This window comes from Halopseudomonas formosensis (genome assembly GCF_900115905.1).
GTDB classification, from domain to species: Bacteria; Pseudomonadota; Gammaproteobacteria; order Pseudomonadales; family Pseudomonadaceae; genus Halopseudomonas; species Halopseudomonas formosensis.
Window position 1 is genome coordinate 18331 of record NZ_FOYD01000008.1, and the last position, 17969, is coordinate 36299.

Below are 17969 nucleotides of genomic sequence, written 5' to 3' on the forward strand. Positions count from 1 at the left end.
ATGATAGACTCGACGGGCTCCTGCAGGTCTGCCGGAGCCCGTGTGACCGGTGACGCCTCACCTCTGACGTCATCCCTGTGCCGATCCCCGCTGCCCCGATGTCACTGAACTCGGAGGCAGACAGAGGGTCAGTTATCAGGGTAGCCTGCCTGGCTGCCGCAAGTGGATCACCGCTGTTCACGGTGCCCTGTTTTCTGAATACATCACTGCCTGCTCAAGCTTGATCGCCGCCTGCCACTGCCTGTGGCCTCCTGTGGCCATGATCGCGCCGCGCCTCCCTGTGCGCCGCAGGCACGTATCCATTCTTTGAAGGTTAAGCATGACCAAGATCAATGCGTTCCGGGAAATCGAGCGCAAGCTGGCCGACAGCCTGGCGCAGCTTGAGGCGACCAAGAAAACCGAGCGTCAGCGCGAGACCCGGGAATTTGCCGACGAACTCAAGACCCTGATGAAGGAATACCGCATGTCCGCAGCGGATGTGCTGAATATTCTCAACGCTACTCCCGAAACACCCTGAGCCGCGCCCGCTGACAGGGGGGGCGCCGCATCAGCGGCGCTCCAGTTCCGTCCTGAGTTGCCGAGCCGCAGCCACCATGTTGGCCAGTGCCTCGCGGGTTTCCGGCCAGGCGCGGGTTTTCAGGCCGCAGTCCGGGTTGACCCACAGCTGCTCGGCGGGAATCCGCTGCGCTGCCTTGCGCAGCAGGCTGACCATCTGTTCCGTGCTCGGTACGCGGGGCGAGTGGATGTCATACACGCCCGGGCCGATCTCATTCGGATAGGCGAAGCGCTCGAAGGCGGCCAGCAGTTCCATGTCCGAACGTGACGTCTCTATGGTGATGACGTCGGCATCCATCGCCGCTATCGATTCGATGACGTCGTTGAACTCGCTGTAGCACATGTGAGTGTGGATCTGCGTCTCGTCCCGCACCCCGCTGGCGCTCAGGCGGAAGGCCTCGGTGGCCCAGTCCAGATAGACCGGCCATCTGGCGCGTCGCAGCGGCAGACCTTCGCGAAACGCGGCCTCATCGATCTGGATGATCCTGATCCCGGCTGCCTCCAGATCCAGCACTTCATCGCGAATGGCCAGGGCCAGTTGCCGGGCCTGTACCTCCGGACTGACGTCTTCCCGCGGGAAGGACCACATCAGCATGGTTACCGGGCCGGTGAGCATGCCCTTCATCACCCGTCGGGTCTGGCTCTGGGCATAGCTTATCCAGTCCACCGTCATGGGCCGGGGACGGTTCAGGTCGCCGACAATGATGGCCGGCTTGACGCAGCGCGAGCCGTAGCTCTGTACCCAGCCGAAGCGGGTAAAGGCGTAGCCCTCCAGCTGTTCTGCAAAATACTCGACCATATCGTTGCGCTCGGCCTCCCCGTGTACCAGGACATCCAGTCCCAACTCTTCCTGGAGGCGGATGGCGTGGCGTATCTCGCTGCGCATGGCTTCGGTGTACTCGGTAGCGCCGAGCCTGCCTTGCCTGAATGCCAGACGGGCCTGGCGGATGGCCGGTGTCTGCGGGAAGGAACCTATGGTGGTGGTCGGGAAGGGCGGCAGTTGCAGATGGGCACGCTGGCGCCGGATCCGTTCGGCGAAAGGCGCGGTGCGCTGACTGTCAGCGCGGCTCACGGCGGCCAGGCGTTGCTGCACCTCAGGTCTGTGGATACGAGGCGAGGCTGCGCGGCCGGCCTGCACTGCGCGACTGCGCGCCAGCGCTGCCTGCACGGCCGGCGCCTCGGGATTGCGGGTCGCCTGGGCCAGGATAGCTACCTCCTCGCACTTCTGCACGGCGAATGCCAGCCAGCTCCTCAGCTCGTCATCGAGCTGGTCCTCCCGGGTCAGGTCCACCGGGCTGTGCAGCAGCGAACAGGATGGCGCAACCCAGAGCCGATCACCCAACCGCTCGTGGGCATGGTGCAGCACCGCCAGAGCCTTGTCCAGGTCGCAGCGCCAGACATTGCGGCCGTTGACCAGCCCCAGCGACAGCACCTTGTAGGTCGGCAGCCGGTCGAGGATGGCGGGGTACTGTTCGGGCGCCCGTACCAGGTCGATATGCAGACCGTCCACCGGCAGCCCGGCGGCCAGCCCCAGATTGTCCTCCAGCCCGCCGAAATAGGTGGCGACCAGCTTCTTCAGCGGCTCCTTCTGCAGCAGGTTGTAGGCCCGTTCGAAGGCATTGCGCCACGCCAGCGGCAGATCCAGCACCAGTACCGGCTCGTCTATCTGTACCCACTCCACGCCCTGCTGCGCCAGGCGCTGGAATATCTCGCCGTACAGCGGCAGCAGCGACTCGAGCAGGTCCAGCCGGTCGAAGTCGCTCCCCTTGACCTTGCCCAGCCACAGGTAGGTCAGCGGACCGAGTACCACCGGCTTGACCCTGTGCCCGAGGGCCAGGGCTTCCTCCACCTCCTCGAACAGCTGGTCCCAGCCGAGGGCGAACTGCTGATCAGCGGTGAATTCGGGTACCAGATAGTGGTAGTTGGTGTCGAACCACTTGGTCATCTCCTGCGCATGGCCACAGCAGCTGTCGGTAGCGCCGCGGGCCATGGCAAACAGCGTGTGCAGATCGGCTCGGGCCCCGTCCGCGGGACGGAAGCGCTCGGGTATCACACCGAACATCAGCGAGTGGGTCAGTACCTGGTCGTACCAGGCGAAGTCACCGACCGGCAGCAGTTCGATGCCGGCGTCCTTCTGCAGCTGCCAGTGTTCTGCGCGCAGGCGGCGACCAGTCTCGCGCAGTTGCGCTTCGGTCAGGGTGCCTTGCCAGAACCCCTCCAGTGCTTTCTTCAGTTGTCTGTCACGGCCGATCCGGGGGAAGCCGAGGGAATGGGCGAGGGTCATGGTTCTCTCCGTTGAAAAAGTCGGAGAGCATTGTGCGCAGGGGTTGATGGTGAAACAAACTCATTCCATTTGTGTTCGTCTCAAGAATAATTCAAGTTTGAGCTGCGCTGGGCGCAGTTCCGGGACCTTTTCCGGGACCATCCGGGAAGTTGCGTTACCATAGCTGGCGCACAGGCTTCGCCGTCAGCAGCTACAGTAATAGGTGAGCACGGCAAGCAGAACGTTTTACAAGGAGTACGTCATGGCAATCCAGCCTCCGAAAGATCTTCCATCCGAGCCGACCAATGACGACGGCATTCCTGCACCGACCGGGGAGGCCAACCTGATCGATACCGACTATGTGATCGGCCAGGACAACTTCTCCGGGCAGATCACCCTGAGTCTGGACATCCACAGCAAGGTCTTCCTGATTTCCGGCGGCAGCATATTGCTGTTCGTGCTGCTGACCCTGGCACTGCAGGAGCAGGCCTCGGAGGTCTTCACCGGCCTGCGCGGCTGGTTGACCAGCAATCTGGCCTGGTTCTTCATCAGTGCCGCCAACATCTTCGTACTGCTGTGCCTGGCGCTGGTTGTTTCGCCGCTGGGCAAGGTGCGGATCGGCGGCAGGGAAGCGGTACCGGATTACACCTACATGGGCTGGTTCGCCATGCTGTTTGCCGCCGGCATGGGGATCGGCCTGATGTTCTACGGGGTAGCCGAACCCCTGGGGCATTTCAATGCCGCCTTCGAGGGTGTGACCCTGGGCGCCTCCGGAGAGCGCACCGACTGGGCGCCACTCGGCGGTGCCGAAGGGGATGCCCGCGAGGCCTTCAGGCTGGGCATGGCGGCGACCATCTTCCACTGGGGGCTTCACCCCTGGGCCATCTACGCTATCGTTGCCCTGTCACTGGCGATCTTCGCCTACAACAAGGGGCTGCCGCTGAGCGTACGCTCGATCTTCTATCCGTTGCTGGGCGAGCGGGTCTGGGGCTGGCCGGGGCATGTGATCGATATTCTCGCGGTGTTCGCCACCATGTTCGGTCTGGTCACCTCCCTGGGCCTGGGTGCCCAGCAGGCAGGGGCAGGGATGAACCTGCTGTTCGGCATACCCACCGGCAACCTGACCATGGTGCTGCTGATCATCGCCATCACTGCCGTGGCGCTCTGGTCGGTAGTGTCCGGGGTGGACAAGGGTGTGCAGCAGTTGTCCAAGATCAACATCGGCCTGGCGTTCCTGCTGCTGCTGTTCGTCATCATCTGCGGGCCGACGCTGGGCATCCTCAAGGGCTTCTTCAGCAACCTGGGCTCCTATGCCAGCTACCTGCCGGCGCTGGCCAACCCCATCGGCCGGGAGGATGCCAACTTCAGTCAGGGATGGACCGCCTTCTACTGGGCCTGGTGGATCAGCTGGTCGCCCTTTGTCGGCATGTTCATCGCCCGCATCAGCCGTGGCCGCACGGTGCGTGAGTTCCTGATCGCGGTGACCCTGGTGCCTTCGCTGGTATCCGTGCTGTGGATGACAGCCTTCGGCGGCACCGCCATTGATCAGCTGCTGAGCGACAACTTCACCGGGGTGCGGGATGCGGCACTGGAGCTGCAACTCTTTACCATGCTCGGTCAGCTGCCGCTGTCGGCCATTACCTCCTTCATCGGTGTGGTGCTGGTCATCATGTTCTTCATCACCTCCTCCGACTCGGGATCGCTGGTGATCGACGCCATCACCGCCGGCGGCAAGATCAACGCGCCGGTCGGTCAGCGGGTGTTCTGGGCCATTCTCGAAGGGGTGCTGGCCATTGCCCTGCTGCTCGGCGGTGGCCTGGTGGCCCTGCAGGCCATGGCGGTATCCACCGGCCTGCCCTTTACCCTGGTACTGCTGGCCGGCTGCGTGGCCATCATCAAGGGACTGATGAGCGAACCGCGCTAGACGCCCCGTGGCGGCTTCAGCAACAGAAGTCGCCCAGCCGATGCGTCGGTGAGAAGTGGGTGGCCACCTGGGCCTGGAAGAGTTCGGCGGTCGCCAGGGCATCGGTCAGGGCGTGGTGCGCCTGATACAGCGGCAGGCCATAGCGTTCGCGGCTGTCAGCCAGGCGAATGGATAAAGGCTGTTTGCCGGCGAGCCGCTGCCACCAGCCCAGCCGCCGGCGCGGGTGCAGGTTCGCCTCGATCTGCATGGTGTCGATCATCGGAAATTGCAGCCCCTCGCCCAGCGCCCTGGTAGTGGCCCGATCCAGGAAGGGCCGCTCGATATTGCGAAAGTGCACCACGGCGATGCGCCCGGCAAGCTGTTCCAGCAACGCCTGCAGAATGTCCTCGAAGCGCGGCGCGCGCTGGATATCGGCATGGGTGATCTGGTGAAAGGTGACCGACTCTGCGGTCAGATCCCCCTGCGGCCGTACCAGTTGGTACCAGGCCTGATGGCTGCGTATCCGCTCCAGAGTGAAGGGGATCAGCCCAATGCTGACAATGGCATGCTGGCTGGGATCCAGGCCCGTGGTCTCGATATCCAGCGCGGCGAACTCCAGCTCGGCCAGGGGGGTGTCGGCACCCGGCCAGTCGGCACGGTAGAAGTCGCGCAGCAGCGGGTGCCGTGCCGTCTCCGCGCGGCTGGCCAGATACTGCGGCCAGTCCGTCGGTCGCCGTAAGGCCGGACGGTTCATGAGGGCCGTCCCGGCGCGGTGAGCGGATAGCGGAAGCGCAGGAATTTCTGGGCATGGCTCAGGACCTGAAAGGCGTCCTTGAGGCCGTGACGCTCGGCCGCGGAGACATTCTCCGGTTCGATATAGTTGTTGGGTTCGCGGCCTTCCTGGATATCCAGCGCCTGATGACGTATGCGCGCCAGTGACAGGAACTCCAGCGCATAGCGCAGGCGCTCCACCTGCTCCCGGGGCATCAGACGGGTCTGGGCAATATCATCCAGTCGATCGTGGGAGTTCTGCGCAGTGGAACCAATGGCCAGTGCGTGTACCCGGATCAGATCAGTCAGCGGCGCCGTTCCCCGGCCCTTGAGGTTGATGATGTTGCGCTGTTTGCCATCCTGTTCCATGACAAAGGTGCGAAATATCCCCAGCGGCGGGGTGCGGTTCAGGGAATTGCGCGCCATCAGCGCGAGGAAGTTCGGATTGCGGCTGGCCTTGTGGGCGATCAGTTCGCGCAGTTGCTCCACATGATCAGCCTGGCCGCTGACCGAGTCGAGGTCAAAGAAGATATTGCTGTTGAGCAGGGCCTTGGGGTTGGGTCTTTCGATCCATTCGCTGAAATAGCGCTTCCAGACCGCCAGCGGCTGGCGCCACTTCGGGTTGGTGGCCATGATCTCGCCCTTGCAGTAGCTGTAGCCGCAGGCGGCCAGCCCATCGCTGACAAAGGTCGCAAGCCGCAGAAAATAGTCGTCATGCTCAGCCGGCTCAAAGCGGTCGTCCAGCACCAGCGCATTATCCTGGTCGGTAACAATCAACTGCTCGTCACGGGCCATGGAGCCCAGCACCATGAAACTGTAGGGCACTGGCGGCGGTCCCAGCTCCTTCTCTGCCAGATCGATCAGGCGCTGGATGAAGCTGCGTCCGATACTCGACAGGGCGCTGCCGATCATCCGGGCGGTGGCTTCGTCCTCGACCATGCGCACAAAGGTGGCCCGTACATCCGGCAGCAGCTCCTGCAGCTCACTGACCGACTGGCGATTGAAGATGTCGTTGACCAGATACAGGCTGTTCTGGGACTGATAGCGGATCACATCGGCCAGATTGATCAGCCCCACCGGCCGGCGGCGGCTGAGGATAGGCAGATGGTGAATGTTGTGCCGCAACATGCAGAGGATGGCGTCCAGTACCGAGGCATTGGCCTGCAGGGTAATCGGCTCGGGGGTCATGATGCTGTGCAGGGGAGTTTCCGGCGGCAAGGCGGCGGACACCACCCGGGTGCGGAAGTCGCGGTCGGTAATGATGCCCGCCACGCGCTGCAGTTCCGGTTGCTGTGGATCCGGCTCGGTAATCAGCAGCGCCGAGACGCTCTGCTCGGTCATCACTGCAGCGGCGCGGTGAATGCTGCACTGGGCATCCAGCATCACCGGTGGCCGGCTGATCAGCCTGTTCACCCGCACCTTGCTCAGTTCACTGGCCCGGCCCTGGGACTGTACCGCTGAACGCAGTCGCCCGGCACCCTCGGTATCGACAAAGTCGGCGAAACTGTCGTACTCATCGGACAAGCGGAAGAACAGCTCGCCGGGGATGAAGTAGATCAGACTGTCTTCCAGTGCCCTGGCGGGGAAGCGTACCCGACGGTTACGGCGCAGGCCTGCCTGGCCGAAGATGTCACCTTCCCCGAGACGGTTGAACAGCTCGCCGTTGGGTCGGTAGATCTCCACCGCGCCACTGCGGATATAGTGCAGCTCGTTGAGGGGAGCGTCCTTGTCCAGAATGGGGGAGCCTGCCTTGAAGTAGCGCACCTGGGTCTGGCGGGCAATATCGTCCAAAGTTTCTTCAGGCAGCTCGTCAAAGGGCGCGAAACGGCTGAGGTGGTCGCGGATCTCGATCAGTTCGACTTGCATGGGCATCTTCCGGCCAGAACATTGGCATCAGTGTAATGCCTCTGCGCAGGGAATGCCCGAGGGCGGCCCTGTCGCCTGGCGGCGACAGGGCCGGGAGGATCAGCTGTCGAAGCCGGGGCTGTCCCGTTGTGCCTTGCGCAGCAGCGCCGGCCAGGCCAGATTGGCCCCTGCGCCCTTGGTGACCTGACGCATGCTTTCGATGGCTCCGTCCAGAATGCTCTGGGGAATCGGGATCAACTCGCTGCCGCCGGCCTGGGCGTTGATCTGGATCTCGCAGCAGCGCTGCAGGGTGTGCATCCCCAGGAAGGCCTCGGCGACGTCGCGGCCGACGGTCATCAGCCCGTGGTTGCGCAGCACCATGTTCTTGGCCCTGCCCAGATGCTGCTGCAGACGCGCCTTCTCGTCCTCGCGCAGGGCAACGCCCTCGTAGTCGTGGTAGGCCAGACTGCTGAGTACGAACAGCGCCTGCTGGGAAATCGGCAGTATGCCGTTCTTCTGCGCCGAGACGCCGACGCCTGCCGCCGTATGGGTATGCAGGACGCAGCCCGCATCGTGACGTACCTCATGCACGGCGCTGTGGATGGTGAACCCGGCCGGGTTGATCTCGTAGGGCGAGTCCATCACCTTGTTGCCCTGCAGGTCGATCTTCACCAGATTGGAGGCGGTGATCTCCTCGAACATCAGCCCGTAGGGATTGATCAGGAAATGCTCGGTACCGGGAATCTTGGCCGAGATGTGGGTGAAGATCACGTCATCCCACCCGTTGAGCGCGACCAGACGGTAACAGGCGGCCAGATCTACCCGGGTCTGCCACTCTTCGGCGCTGACCTGATTGCGGACGTCCAGCACCGGTTGTTTCTGCACTGCATTCATTGGCTGTTCCCTCGTGATGATAGGTCATCAGGCCGGCATCTCGCCGGCCTGACATTCATCGCAGTGTAGATGAGGTCATCGCCTGCGACTGTCACGCAGATGACAGTGACTGCCGCTGTCAGGACCGGGGGGTGAGTTTTAGCAGGGCGCCGTTGCCACCACGCATGCCATCCTCCAGCAGCCACAGAGCGCCATCCGGGCCCTGTTCCACCTCGCGGATACGCCTTTGCATGTCATAACGCCCCGCTTCCCGGGCGGACTCTTCTTCCAGCGCCACCCGCACCAGCGACCGGGAGGACAGGCCGCCGATGAAGGCGTTGCCCTGCCAGTCGGGGAAGAGTTCGCCGTCATAGATGACCAGCCCGGCGGGGGAAATCACCGGGGTCCAGGTGATCAGCGGCGCCCTGAATTCGGGGCGGGTGTCGTGGTCGGGGATGGGGGTGCCGTCGTAGTGCTCGCCGTTGGAGACCAACGGGTAGCCGTAGTTCTCGCCCTTGATGATCAGGTTCAGCTCGTCCCCGCCCTTGGGACCCATCTCGTGGGCCCAGAGACGACCCCGGGTATCAAAGGCCATGCCGAGGATATTGCGGTGACCGAGGCTCCAGATCTGGGCCGCCACCTCACCCTGATCAACAAAGGGGTTGTCCTCAGGCAGGCTGCCGTCGTCATTCAGACGGATGATCTTGCCCAGGTTGCTGTTCATATCCTGTGCCGGATCGAACTCCTGGCGCTCGCTGGAGCTGATCCACAGCTTGCCCGCATCGTCGAACAGCAGTCGGTAGCCGAAATGACCGCCACCTCTCATCTTGGGTACCTGACGCCAGATCACCTGCAGGTCCTCGAGGGCGCCGCCCCCGTCGTCATCCAGCACCAGGCGGGCACGGGCCACAGCGGCCCCACGGCCGCTGTCGTCGGCTTCCACATAGCTCAGATAGATCATCTGATTGCTGGCAAAATCCGGATGCAGTATCACATCACCCAAACCGCCCTGACTGACCAGTTCAACCTCGGGTACGCCGCTGATGCTGCCGGTGCTGTTGTCGGTCAGGTCGTGCAGACGCAGGGCGCCGGCCATCTCCGTCACCAGCAGGCGCCCGTCAGGCAGGAAGGTCATGGCCCAGGGCGCATCAAAGCGGGTTATCTCGGCTACCTCGAAGGGCAGATCCGCTGTTCCCGGGTTGGCCGTGGGCTCGCCAGCCTCGGCCAGGCGGGCGGCAGTCTCCTCGGCTTGCTCGGCGACAGCCGCTTCATCCTGACGGTCGGTCGGGCCCGCCGATTCACTGGCGGCCGTAGTGGTGCTGGCCTGGTCCGGTGTGTCGCTGGCCTTGTCGCAGGCGGACAGCAGCCCGAGCATGGCCAGGAAAAGCAGGGAATGGCGAAAACGGGGCATGGTCGCTCCTGTTCTGATCTTGAAGGGGTCGGCTGTTTGAACCTGTATGCCGGCAGAGGTTTCGCACTCTCCATGATAGCCAATGCCGTGCAGCATGTTTGGCCTCCAGCCGGCTACACTAACTGCAATTGACCACATGGCGGGAGCAGGGCATGGACTGGCGAGGCAGACGGCAGAGCAGCAATATCGAAGATCGGCGTGGGCAGCCCTTGAGTGCTGGCGCTGGCGGCGGCGGACTGATCCTGCTTCTGTTGCGCATCCTGCCCTGGTTACTGCGCACCCGCCTGGGTCGGATCGTGCTGGCGGTGGGTGTGGTGGTCTTCTTCGGCGCCAGAATGCTGGGCATAGATCTGCTGCAGCTGGGCGGCCCTGTTCCCCAGCAGACCGCCAGCTTCTCCGCCGAGGAGCAGCAGCTGGCGGAATTCGTCTCCGTGGTGCTGGCGGACACCGAGCAGACCTGGCAGCGCATCCTGGCCGAGCAGGGCCAGCGGTACGAGGAGCCGGTGCTGGTGCTGTTCAGCCAGCGGGTGGCCTCGGCCTGCGGCACCGCCAGCTCGGCGGTAGGTCCCTTCTACTGCCCCGCCGATCGCAAGGTGTACCTCGATCTGAGCTTCTTCCACGATCTGGATCGCCAGCTGGGTGCCCCCGGGGACTTTGCCCAGGCCTATGTCGTCGCCCATGAGGTTGGGCATCACCTGCAGACACTGCTCGGCATCTCGCAGCAGGTGCGTGATGCCGGGCGCGGCAAGTCCGCCGCTGTGGTCAACGCCCTGTCGGTGCGTCAGGAGCTGCAGGCCGACTGCCTTGCCGGGGTGTGGGGCCATTCCGCCCACCGCTTCAGCGGCATGCTCGAACCCGGTGATCTGGAAGAGGCCCTGCAGGCGGCCGCCGCCATCGGCGATGACCGGCTGCAGAAACGCAGCGGCGGCGACGTGGTGCCGGACAGCTTCACCCATGGCACCTCTGCGCAGCGGGTGACCTGGTTCAAGCGCGGCTTCGACAGCGGCGACATGCGTCAGTGCGATACCTTCTCGGGGCAGATCTGACCCTCGGGTTCTGGCGGTGGCATCTTTACCGGGGTGGCGGTACTGTCAGGGCATACCCTGCGGAGGATAAGAACAATGTCAGTCGAAGCGCAGTTCCGTACGCATGAAGTCCATAACCAGCCTGAGCCCATGCCCGGCTACAACCTCTGGCGCAGTGATCTGCCATTGCAACAGGCAATTGCCCGGCACGGTGCCGAGTGGGCGGCGGACAACCTGGATGCCATGGGCCAGCAGGTCGGGCATGAGCTGATGGAGGCCGGCGAACTGGCCAACCGGCACAGGCCCGAGCTGCACAGTTTCGACCGTTATGGTCGGCGCATCGATGAAGTCGAGTTTCACCCGGCCTATCACCAGTTGATGGCCGCGGCCATGGCCAACCAGATGCACAGCTTCGCCTGGAACAACGCCGAGCGTCCCGGAGCCCACGTGGCCCGGGCCGGACTGATGTATCTCTACGGCCAGGCGGATGCCGGCACCTGCTGCCCGCTGACCATGACCTACGCCTCCATTCCCGCGTTGCGCCACAGCCCTGAACTGGCCGCACAGTGGGTCCCGCGTCTGCTGTCCTCCGACTATGATCCGCGCACCCTGCCTGCCGAGCAGAAGCGTGCTTGCACCATTGGCATGGGCATGACGGAAAAGCAGGGGGGCTCTGACGTGCGCAGCAATACCACCCAGGCACTGCAGCAGCCCGACGGCAGCTACCGGCTGATCGGCCACAAATTCTTCTTCTCCGCCCCCATGTGCGACGCCCATCTGGTGCTGGCGCAGACCGGGCAGGGCATCGGCTGCTTCCTGCTGCCCCGGGTACTGCCCGATGGCAGCCTGAACGCGGTGCGGATCCAGCGCCTCAAGGACAAGCTGGGCGACTGGAGCAACGCCTCCTCCGAAGTGGAGTTTCTCGGCGCTACCGCCTGGCTGGTAGGGCAGGAAGGGCGGGGCGTGGCCACCATTCTGGAAATGGTGGCGCTGACCCGACTGGACTGCATGATAGGCTCGGCGAGCATGATGCGGCAGGCGCTTACCCAGGCGTTGAACCATGTGCGCCAGCGCGCGGCCTTCGGCCGCCTGCTGATCGACCAGCCGCTGATGCGTAACGTGCTGGCCGATCTGGCGCTGGAGAACGAGGCTGCGGTGGCACTGACCATGCGCGTTGCCGCAGCGGTGGATGCCTCGCCGCGGGACGAGCAGGAAGCCGCCTTTGCGCGCATCACCACCGCCATCGGCAAGTATCTGATCTGCAAGCGCGGCCCGCTGGTGGCCAACGAGGCGCAGGAATGCCTCGGCGGTCTGGGCTATGTGGAGGAAAATATCCTGCCGCGCCTGTACCGCCAGGCGCCGCTGAACTCCATCTGGGAAGGCAGCGGGAACGTGCAGTGCCTGGACGTGCTGCGTGCCCTGCGCCGGGAGCCGGAGACCCTGGATGCCCTGTTTGCCGAACTGACCGCAGCCAGAGGCTTGAACAGCGATTATGACCGCCAGCTTGACTGGCTGGCGCAGGGCTTTGCTGATCCGAACGAGTTGGAAATGCGTTCCCGGTTGCTGGTCGAGCGCACCGGCATGGCCCTTCAGGCCTCCCTGCTGCTGCGCTCGAACCAGCCCGAGATTGGTGACGCATTCTGCCGCGCCCGACTGGGCGCCGAGCGCGGCTTTGCGCTGGGCTGTCTGCAGCCCGGAGATCCGGTGGATCTGCTGATAGGCAGGGCCATGCCGCAGTGGGGCGGCTGATTGGGGAGAGCGGAACACAAAAAAAACCTACCGCGAACGGATGGGATTTGTGTGTTTGGTGGTGGGGCGGCAGCCCGCGCCAAACGACCGTTGAAAGTACGCGATACCGGCGTTCCGGCAAGTTGATAAGTCCTGCTGGCTGCTGCGAAAAGCGGGGGTTGACAGGCCAGAGGCAGCGGACGATCAAGCGGTTTTTCCCGTGGATCGGTCACCGATATGGCCGTTCAAATTCGTATGCTTCTCTGGTCCGGTTCGATTCCGGAATCGGGAATTGAACCCGCGTCCGTCCCCCCGACCAAGAGCACACCCATTCACACCCATTCCGGGGTAAGGCAGCCCGGGGTGCGGGGAATCGCACCTTCTATCGCCGCATTATATGCGGTGAATAACTTGCGCATGCGGAGAATGAAGCCCATAATCTCCGCATGAACAGCGGCGATTACAAGTACATCTGGCAGGCCAGTGACTGGCCGGACTGGCGCTTCGACCTGGCGGCGCTCGCTGGCCCTATGGCGGATGTGAGTCGTGCTCAAGGGCTCTTGCTGGGGCGTCTGGCCGACGTGGGCATGGCGCTGCGCGATCAGGCCAGCCTGGCGGCGCTCACCGAAGACGTGGTCAAGACCAGCGAAATCGAGGGCGAGCAGCTCAACGTCGAGTCCGTGCGCTCAAGCATCGCTCGCCGGCTGGGCGTCGACATCGGGGCGTTGGCTCCAGTCGATCGTCATGTCGAAGGCGTGGTGGAGATGGTGCTCGACGCCACGGTCAACTGCGCGGCGCCGGTGACCCGCGAGCGGTTGTTCGGCTGGCACGCGGCGCTCTTTCCCACTGGTTACTCCGGCCTCTCCAGGATCAAGGTCGGCAGTTGGCGCGACGACGCCAGTGGCCCCATGCAGGTGGTCTCCGGCCCCATCGGTCGCCAGCGCGTGCATTTCGAGACGCCGCCCGCCGATCGACTGGAGACCGAGACAGGTCGTTTCCTCGAATGGGTCAATGCGGACTCGGGTGAGCCACCGCTCGTCAAGGCGGGGCTTGCCCATCTGTGGTTCGTGACCTTGCACCCGTTCGACGACGGCAACGGCCGTATCGCCCGGGCCATCGGCGACCTGCTGTTGGCGCGCGCCGACGGCAGCCCGCAGCGCTTCTACAGCCTGTCGGCGCAGATCCAGCGGGAGCGCAAGGCCTACTACGATATTCTGGAGCGCACCCAGAAGCGGTCCATGGACGTCACCGAGTGGCTGGCCTGGTTCCTCGATACCCTGCATCGCGCCGTCGATCAGGCGCAGCACACCCTTGATGCCGTGCTGACCAAGGCACGCTTCTGGCAGCACTGGGCAGCCACACCTTTGAACGAGCGACAGGTGAAATTGCTCAACCGGCTACTCGATGGCTTTGAAGGCAAGCTTACCAGCAGCAAGTGGGCGGCGATCGCCAAGTGCTCGCCAGACACGGCGCTGCGCGACATCAACGACCTGCTCGCGCGCGGCGTGCTGCGGAAATCGGATGCAGGCGGGCGCAGCACCAGCTACGAGCTGAACGATCTCCCGTAGTAACCGCGCGTCTTCTGAATTGACTTGGCTGGCGGACCGAACAGCGCCTTCATGGACTCCTGCCAACTCATGCGGAAGGAGACCAAGATGGACGTCGTTCACCTCAATCAAAAACAACTGGCCGCCCGCTGGAGTATCAGCGAAGCCACCCTCGAACGCTGGCGTAGCGTGGGAATTGGGCCGAAACTCCTGGAACTCTGTGGTCGGGTGATGGCACCCCGCACCAAACTGCTATTTGAAAGTACGCAATCGAAGCGCTGCGGGCTGCCGCGAACCAGTGCGAACTCCATCGAAAAGCCTGCTGGATTGTAGACCTGCAAGCAGGTTTTTCAGCCATGCTGGTCGCCGGGAGCGGGCGTCAAACTCGTCTGCGATTGGAGGTCGGTTCAATTCCCAAACCCGGAATCGAACCCGCGTCCGCATGGTGGTTCAAACGGAGGGCTCGGCGACTGCGTCATTGTCGGCGGCGGGGTCGGTGAGCCTCCGAATCGTCAGGGCACAGCGTTGCTCAATCAAAGTATTGATTTGCTCAACCACGGCATTGCCAGCAAAACGGTGTCCGGGGTCAGACTGGAGCTTGCGCGCCGTCGCCGGCAGTAACTTTGCCAACTCCAGAATGCGCCGTTTGGCCTGCGCCTTGGTAAACCCTACGCCTTCTGCAAACTGCCCCCAATGCCGCGCCTGGACTTCGCTGAATTTGTACTTGCTGCCGATTTTCATCGCCATCTTCTGCGTCAGGGTTGGATACACCGCCGTCGAGAGCGTGTCGTAAAACGGTGCCAGAACGGGTGTCTTGCCTGAGTACAGCAGAGAGAAATTCTTGGCGTGCGCATCATGGTTACCGATCAGCGCATTGAAGATCACGTAATCGAGCAGTCGCAGGACTTGCGGCGCACTGGGACGCGTCGCACTGCGCACCAGATCAAAACACTGCACCAGATCCGGGCCACCTTCATTCTGGTATTTCATTTCCGGCACCACGCCCAGTGCCTGGCAAAAGTCCTCTTGATGAAGACGTTGCCGCTGCCCCTGGGCATCGATCAGTCGGTCGTAGCGCTCAACCAGTAGAAAGGAGCGATCCAATACCTGGTGAATTTTTGACTTTGCCGGTTTGAGCTGCATGGCCTCAGCCAGTGCCATGCAAAATCCTTCGTTGATCACGCTGTCTTTAACAGCGTGGATGGCCGGTTTCAGGATGTGCGAGCTAGGCGTGCCGTTGAGGGGCAGCCCGATGCGCGCACCATCGAAAACCACTGGCAACTTGTCTTGGGCGCCAGCCAAGGACAGCCGCAAGCCGTCTTTGCCTGCCAGCATAGGTCGATGCGGCAATTCATCCAGGATGGCAACGACTTCGTCGTCGCTCAGCCATTGAACGTCATCGCTGCGTGTTGGCACAGGCAAAGCCTGGCCGGGCTCGAGGAAGGTCACGGCCCCGGCGCATTCGCCGCCGATGTGGTCCAGCAGCGCAAAGTCGTTTTGGCCAGACACCTGGAACTGCTGCGCAATCAGGCGGCGCATTTGCCCTTCAGGTAGAAGACCCGCAAAGAAGGGACGCGTTTTGCGATCGTCGAACGGCTCTGCTTGCAGGGGGAGTGAGGCGGACAAGGCAACGGCGTCTTTGTGTGACAGCCAACCGGGGGCGTAGCAAAAATTTAGCCGCCCATCGACCAGCGCCAGCGTGCCGACACGATCTGCGAATAGCCAGACTTCCAGCTCATGCGCCATGGTCGCCACCCTCACGTTGATCATTGGTCACAGATGATGGCAACCCGCTCAACTGGACTTCTCCACCCAATGCATCAATGACCCGCAGTACGTTTTCCAGTCTTAAGGTGGGCTTGCCTGCTTCAAGGTCGACAATGAAGCGCACACCCACCCCAGCCGCCAGCGCCAACTGGGGCTGGGTCAGCCCGAGCTGCTTGCGAGCGGCACGCAGTGCACGCCCTAGTTGTTGAGGAGATCGAATGGATGTCATGGTTGCTCAGTTTCCCGTTCGGGAAATTATCGGGCACAACCGGACTAAGTGCAAGAGATATTTCCCGATCGGGAATGTTCGGTGTGCTTAGGGCATGATTCGGGCCTTTGCTTCCCGATCGGGAAATAATGAACCGCTCTCAATTCCAAATTGACACCCATTTACACCCAATGTGGCGCGGTTTTCAAAACTGCGCCACGAATTCCTCTTTGCGGCGAATGGGGGCTGCGCCACATATCGCTTGGCTCACGCGCGGAACAGCGCCTTCATGGACTCCTGCCAACTCATTCGGAAGGAGACCAAAATGGAAGTCGTTCACCTCAATCAGAAACAACTGGCCGCGCGCTGGCATCTCAGCGAGGCCTGCCTTGAGCGCTGGCGCAGCGAAGGCATCGGGCCGAAATTCATGAAGCTGAAGGGGCGCGTGCTGTACAGGCAGGTCGACATCGAAGCCTACGAGGAGTCGTGCCTGGCGACGTCGACCAAGACCTCAACGGCTCAAGCCAGTGCTGGCTGATGTGTTCGGTTTTGTCGGCAGTTATTGATAAGTGCCGACGTTTTGCAACATGAAGGGGCTCTCGACGGCCGTAATGGGCCGCATTGAAAGTCTGCAGTCCACAAGCTCGGACTGATCAAGCGGGTTGTTCAAAATCAACAGCTTACCGTCAGGCCGTGCGGACTATTTCGAACTCCTGCGGGCTGCTGCGAACTCCATCGAAAAGCCTGCTGGATTGTAGACCTGCACACAGGTTTTCCAACCTTGGTTGTCACCGGAAACGGACATCAAAGCCATCTGCTTTCCAGCGCCAGTTAAATTCCCAAACATGGAATCGAACCCGCGTCCGCATGACGGTTCAGACCGAGGTTTCGTCGGCTGCGTCATTGTCGGCGGTGAAGTGATTACATTCATAGCCATACGCATTGCGGCGTTGCCGATGTCATTCCAGAACCTGTAAAAGCTGTTCCCGGATTTCCTTTGCCGTCCCTCCCAAATCAACGGTGGCAAATCGAATCTCATGGTTCTGGATCACGACCGCCTCGTTAACCATATCGCCCACCGAAGGATGAAGGAGCAGACCCGAGGCGTTTTCAGCGAGAAGATCACCATTACCCTCCTGGGACCTCAAATAGGCGTAGATCTGATAGATGTATCCGCTGCGCAGTGTTTCTTCTCGATACCAGCCTCGTGTCACAACGGAGTTGAACTTCGTGTCAATGACGATACGGCGTCCCGCGTCCGAGTGGTCGAGGATGATGTCGGTTCGCATCGAGGGTAGTATTTTGTCTATACCCAGACTCTTGCTTTCAATCTGCCAGCCGATTGTTTTCCCGGCATCGACGCGCCATCCGTTTTTTGAAAGCACGACATCATAGAAACCGGCGATTCCTTTCTCGTAGAGCTTCCGAATCCAGGTAATTTCTCTATCCGGCAAAGACAATTGCTTTGCGCCTGCGGCCTCTGTAGGCAGGGCGAGATTGAAGGCCAAATGAGCCGCAGCAACCATAGGCTGATCATCTGCATCGTGCCTCCCGAAGCGGTCGATGGAGACCTCGCCACGATTCGGACGTTCCCCGGTTACGCCCATGCGTCTCAAGCTTGCCGCCAACGACCGACATCGGTGTGCCAGCGTCCCCTGGGGAACGATTTTGGAAATTTCCTCCAGGGCCGTTCGTACATAGCGGTTTCGGGCTGTATCAATGGTCAACTCATGGAATCGGCAAGCAACTTTTCCACGATCAAGTAATCGATGCCTCTCCGTGTTCAGTAGGTCGATGCGGCCGCGCACACGGCCAAGAACAGCCTCACGCGATTGGTAGCCATAACTCAAGTTGCGCTGGATACGACGCTCGACGCGGCGGCAAAGCATTTCTGCGACTAGATTTGGGATGTCATCAGGGTTGTCCTCTACGGCGACCTTTGCCTTTTCGAGATCCCTGAACAAATCGGAAGCATACAGCATGAGCAGCCAAAGGTTGCGCACCGGGATGCGGCCGATACGGCCAATCCCTTCATGAGCGTCTGAAATCAAGTTGGCTGCGGCAAGTGTCACG

Annotated in this window: 15 protein-coding genes; 7 read left to right on the forward strand and 8 right to left on the reverse strand. The window is 62.3% G+C overall.

The features are described 5' to 3' along the window. Positions 1 to 319 precede the first annotated feature (319 nt). Positions 320 to 517: a hypothetical protein gene (locus BM046_RS11465; protein WP_090539633.1), complete on the forward strand. Its 198-nt coding sequence runs from the start codon at positions 320 to 322 to the stop codon at positions 515 to 517. 30 nt (positions 518 to 547) lie between these two features. Here BM046_RS11465 and metE read toward each other — a convergent pair whose 3' ends face one another. Beyond that, positions 548 to 2839 (reverse strand): 5-methyltetrahydropteroyltriglutamate--homocysteine S-methyltransferase, encoded by a 2292-nt coding sequence (gene metE / locus BM046_RS11470; RefSeq protein ID WP_090539635.1) that lies wholly within the window; start codon positions 2837 to 2839, stop codon positions 548 to 550. A 241-nt stretch (positions 2840 to 3080) separates the two neighbouring features. Between metE and BM046_RS11475 the strand changes: the two genes are divergently transcribed. Continuing rightward, positions 3081 to 4742, forward strand: coding sequence for a BCCT family transporter (locus tag BM046_RS11475; RefSeq protein ID WP_090539637.1), 1662 nt, complete (start codon positions 3081 to 3083; stop codon positions 4740 to 4742). 16 nt (positions 4743 to 4758) lie between these two features. Here the strand turns inward: BM046_RS11475 and BM046_RS11480 are convergent, their stop codons facing one another. The 4 genes from BM046_RS11480 to BM046_RS11495 all read right to left on the reverse strand — a co-directional run bounded on the left by BM046_RS11480 (position 4759) and on the right by BM046_RS11495 (position 9621). Then, positions 4759 to 5475 (reverse strand): 3'-5' exonuclease, encoded by a 717-nt coding sequence (locus BM046_RS11480; RefSeq protein WP_090539638.1) that lies wholly within the window; start codon positions 5473 to 5475, stop codon positions 4759 to 4761. Beyond that, positions 5472 to 7358, reverse strand: a complete 1887-nt coding sequence (locus BM046_RS11485) for a DUF294 nucleotidyltransferase-like domain-containing protein (RefSeq protein ID WP_090539640.1) — start codon at positions 7356 to 7358, stop codon at positions 5472 to 5474. The genes BM046_RS11480 and BM046_RS11485 overlap by 4 nt, the downstream gene beginning before the upstream one ends. A gap of 99 nt (positions 7359 to 7457) precedes the next feature. Beyond that, positions 7458 to 8231 (reverse strand): class II aldolase/adducin family protein, encoded by a 774-nt coding sequence (locus BM046_RS11490; RefSeq protein ID WP_090539642.1) that lies wholly within the window; start codon positions 8229 to 8231, stop codon positions 7458 to 7460. Positions 8232 to 8349: 118 nt separating this feature from the next. Further along, positions 8350 to 9621, reverse strand: coding sequence for a PQQ-dependent sugar dehydrogenase (locus tag BM046_RS11495; protein ID WP_235818638.1), 1272 nt, complete (start codon positions 9619 to 9621; stop codon positions 8350 to 8352). Positions 9622 to 9773: 152 nt separating this feature from the next. Between BM046_RS11495 and ypfJ the strand changes: the two genes are divergently transcribed. The 4 genes from ypfJ to BM046_RS16325 all read left to right on the forward strand — a co-directional run bounded on the left by ypfJ (position 9774) and on the right by BM046_RS16325 (position 14254). Further along, positions 9774 to 10667, forward strand: coding sequence for a KPN_02809 family neutral zinc metallopeptidase (gene ypfJ, locus BM046_RS11500; RefSeq protein ID WP_090539644.1), 894 nt, complete (start codon positions 9774 to 9776; stop codon positions 10665 to 10667). 75 nt (positions 10668 to 10742) lie between these two features. Then, on the forward strand, positions 10743 to 12395 hold the full coding sequence (locus BM046_RS11505) for an isovaleryl-CoA dehydrogenase (protein WP_090539646.1): 1653 nt from the start codon (positions 10743 to 10745) through the stop codon (positions 12393 to 12395). A gap of 425 nt (positions 12396 to 12820) precedes the next feature. Next, positions 12821 to 13942: a Fic family protein gene (locus tag BM046_RS11510; RefSeq protein WP_090539648.1), complete on the forward strand. Its 1122-nt coding sequence runs from the start codon at positions 12821 to 12823 to the stop codon at positions 13940 to 13942. A gap of 87 nt (positions 13943 to 14029) precedes the next feature. Beyond that, the gene (locus tag BM046_RS16325; RefSeq protein ID WP_218150035.1) at positions 14030 to 14254 is read left to right on the forward strand and encodes a hypothetical protein; all 225 of its coding nucleotides are present in this window, start codon (positions 14030 to 14032) and stop codon (positions 14252 to 14254) included. 117 nt (positions 14255 to 14371) lie between these two features. Here BM046_RS16325 and BM046_RS11520 read toward each other — a convergent pair whose 3' ends face one another. Further along, positions 14372 to 15667, reverse strand: a complete 1296-nt coding sequence (locus tag BM046_RS11520; protein WP_090539650.1) for a type II toxin-antitoxin system HipA family toxin — start codon at positions 15665 to 15667, stop codon at positions 14372 to 14374. After that, a complete protein-coding gene (locus BM046_RS11525) occupies positions 15657 to 15917 on the reverse strand; it encodes a helix-turn-helix transcriptional regulator (RefSeq protein WP_090539652.1) in 261 nt (86 codons plus the stop codon). Before BM046_RS11525 ends, BM046_RS11520 begins: the two co-directional genes overlap by 11 nt. A gap of 304 nt (positions 15918 to 16221) precedes the next feature. Here BM046_RS11525 and BM046_RS11530 point away from each other — a divergent pair, with 304 nt between their 5' ends. Continuing rightward, complete coding sequence (locus tag BM046_RS11530; RefSeq protein ID WP_090539654.1) at positions 16222 to 16434, forward strand: helix-turn-helix transcriptional regulator; 213 nt, start codon at positions 16222 to 16224, stop codon at positions 16432 to 16434. A 421-nt stretch (positions 16435 to 16855) separates the two neighbouring features. Here BM046_RS11530 and mcrC read toward each other — a convergent pair whose 3' ends face one another. Then, on the reverse strand, positions 16856 to 17968 hold the full coding sequence (gene mcrC / locus BM046_RS11535; protein ID WP_235818639.1) for a 5-methylcytosine-specific restriction endonuclease system specificity protein McrC: 1113 nt from the start codon (positions 17966 to 17968) through the stop codon (positions 16856 to 16858). Between the last annotated feature and the right edge of the window lies 1 nt (position 17969).

What these genes read in the sequence shown, in the direction of transcription:
- BM046_RS11465 (WP_090539633.1), top strand. Translation starts at nt 320, where the DNA reads ATGACCAAGATCAATGCGTTCCGGGAAATCGAGCGCAAGCTGGCCGAC.
- metE (WP_090539635.1), bottom strand. Translation starts at nt 2,839, where the DNA reads ATGACCCTCGCCCATTCCCTCGGCTTCCCCCGGATCGGCCGTGACAGA.
- BM046_RS11475 (WP_090539637.1), top strand. Translation starts at nt 3,081, where the DNA reads ATGGCAATCCAGCCTCCGAAAGATCTTCCATCCGAGCCGACCAATGAC.
- BM046_RS11480 (WP_090539638.1), bottom strand. Translation starts at nt 5,475, where the DNA reads ATGAACCGTCCGGCCTTACGGCGACCGACGGACTGGCCGCAGTATCTG.
- BM046_RS11485 (WP_090539640.1), bottom strand. Translation starts at nt 7,358, where the DNA reads ATGCAAGTCGAACTGATCGAGATCCGCGACCACCTCAGCCGTTTCGCG.
- BM046_RS11490 (WP_090539642.1), bottom strand. Translation starts at nt 8,231, where the DNA reads ATGAATGCAGTGCAGAAACAACCGGTGCTGGACGTCCGCAATCAGGTC.
- BM046_RS11495 (WP_235818638.1), bottom strand. Translation starts at nt 9,621, where the DNA reads ATGCCCCGTTTTCGCCATTCCCTGCTTTTCCTGGCCATGCTCGGGCTG.
- ypfJ (WP_090539644.1), top strand. Translation starts at nt 9,774, where the DNA reads ATGGACTGGCGAGGCAGACGGCAGAGCAGCAATATCGAAGATCGGCGT.
- BM046_RS11505 (WP_090539646.1), top strand. Translation starts at nt 10,743, where the DNA reads ATGTCAGTCGAAGCGCAGTTCCGTACGCATGAAGTCCATAACCAGCCT.
- BM046_RS11510 (WP_090539648.1), top strand. Translation starts at nt 12,821, where the DNA reads ATGAACAGCGGCGATTACAAGTACATCTGGCAGGCCAGTGACTGGCCG.
- BM046_RS16325 (WP_218150035.1), top strand. Translation starts at nt 14,030, where the DNA reads ATGGACGTCGTTCACCTCAATCAAAAACAACTGGCCGCCCGCTGGAGT.
- BM046_RS11520 (WP_090539650.1), bottom strand. Translation starts at nt 15,667, where the DNA reads ATGGCGCATGAGCTGGAAGTCTGGCTATTCGCAGATCGTGTCGGCACG.
- BM046_RS11525 (WP_090539652.1), bottom strand. Translation starts at nt 15,917, where the DNA reads ATGACATCCATTCGATCTCCTCAACAACTAGGGCGTGCACTGCGTGCC.
- BM046_RS11530 (WP_090539654.1), top strand. Translation starts at nt 16,222, where the DNA reads ATGGAAGTCGTTCACCTCAATCAGAAACAACTGGCCGCGCGCTGGCAT.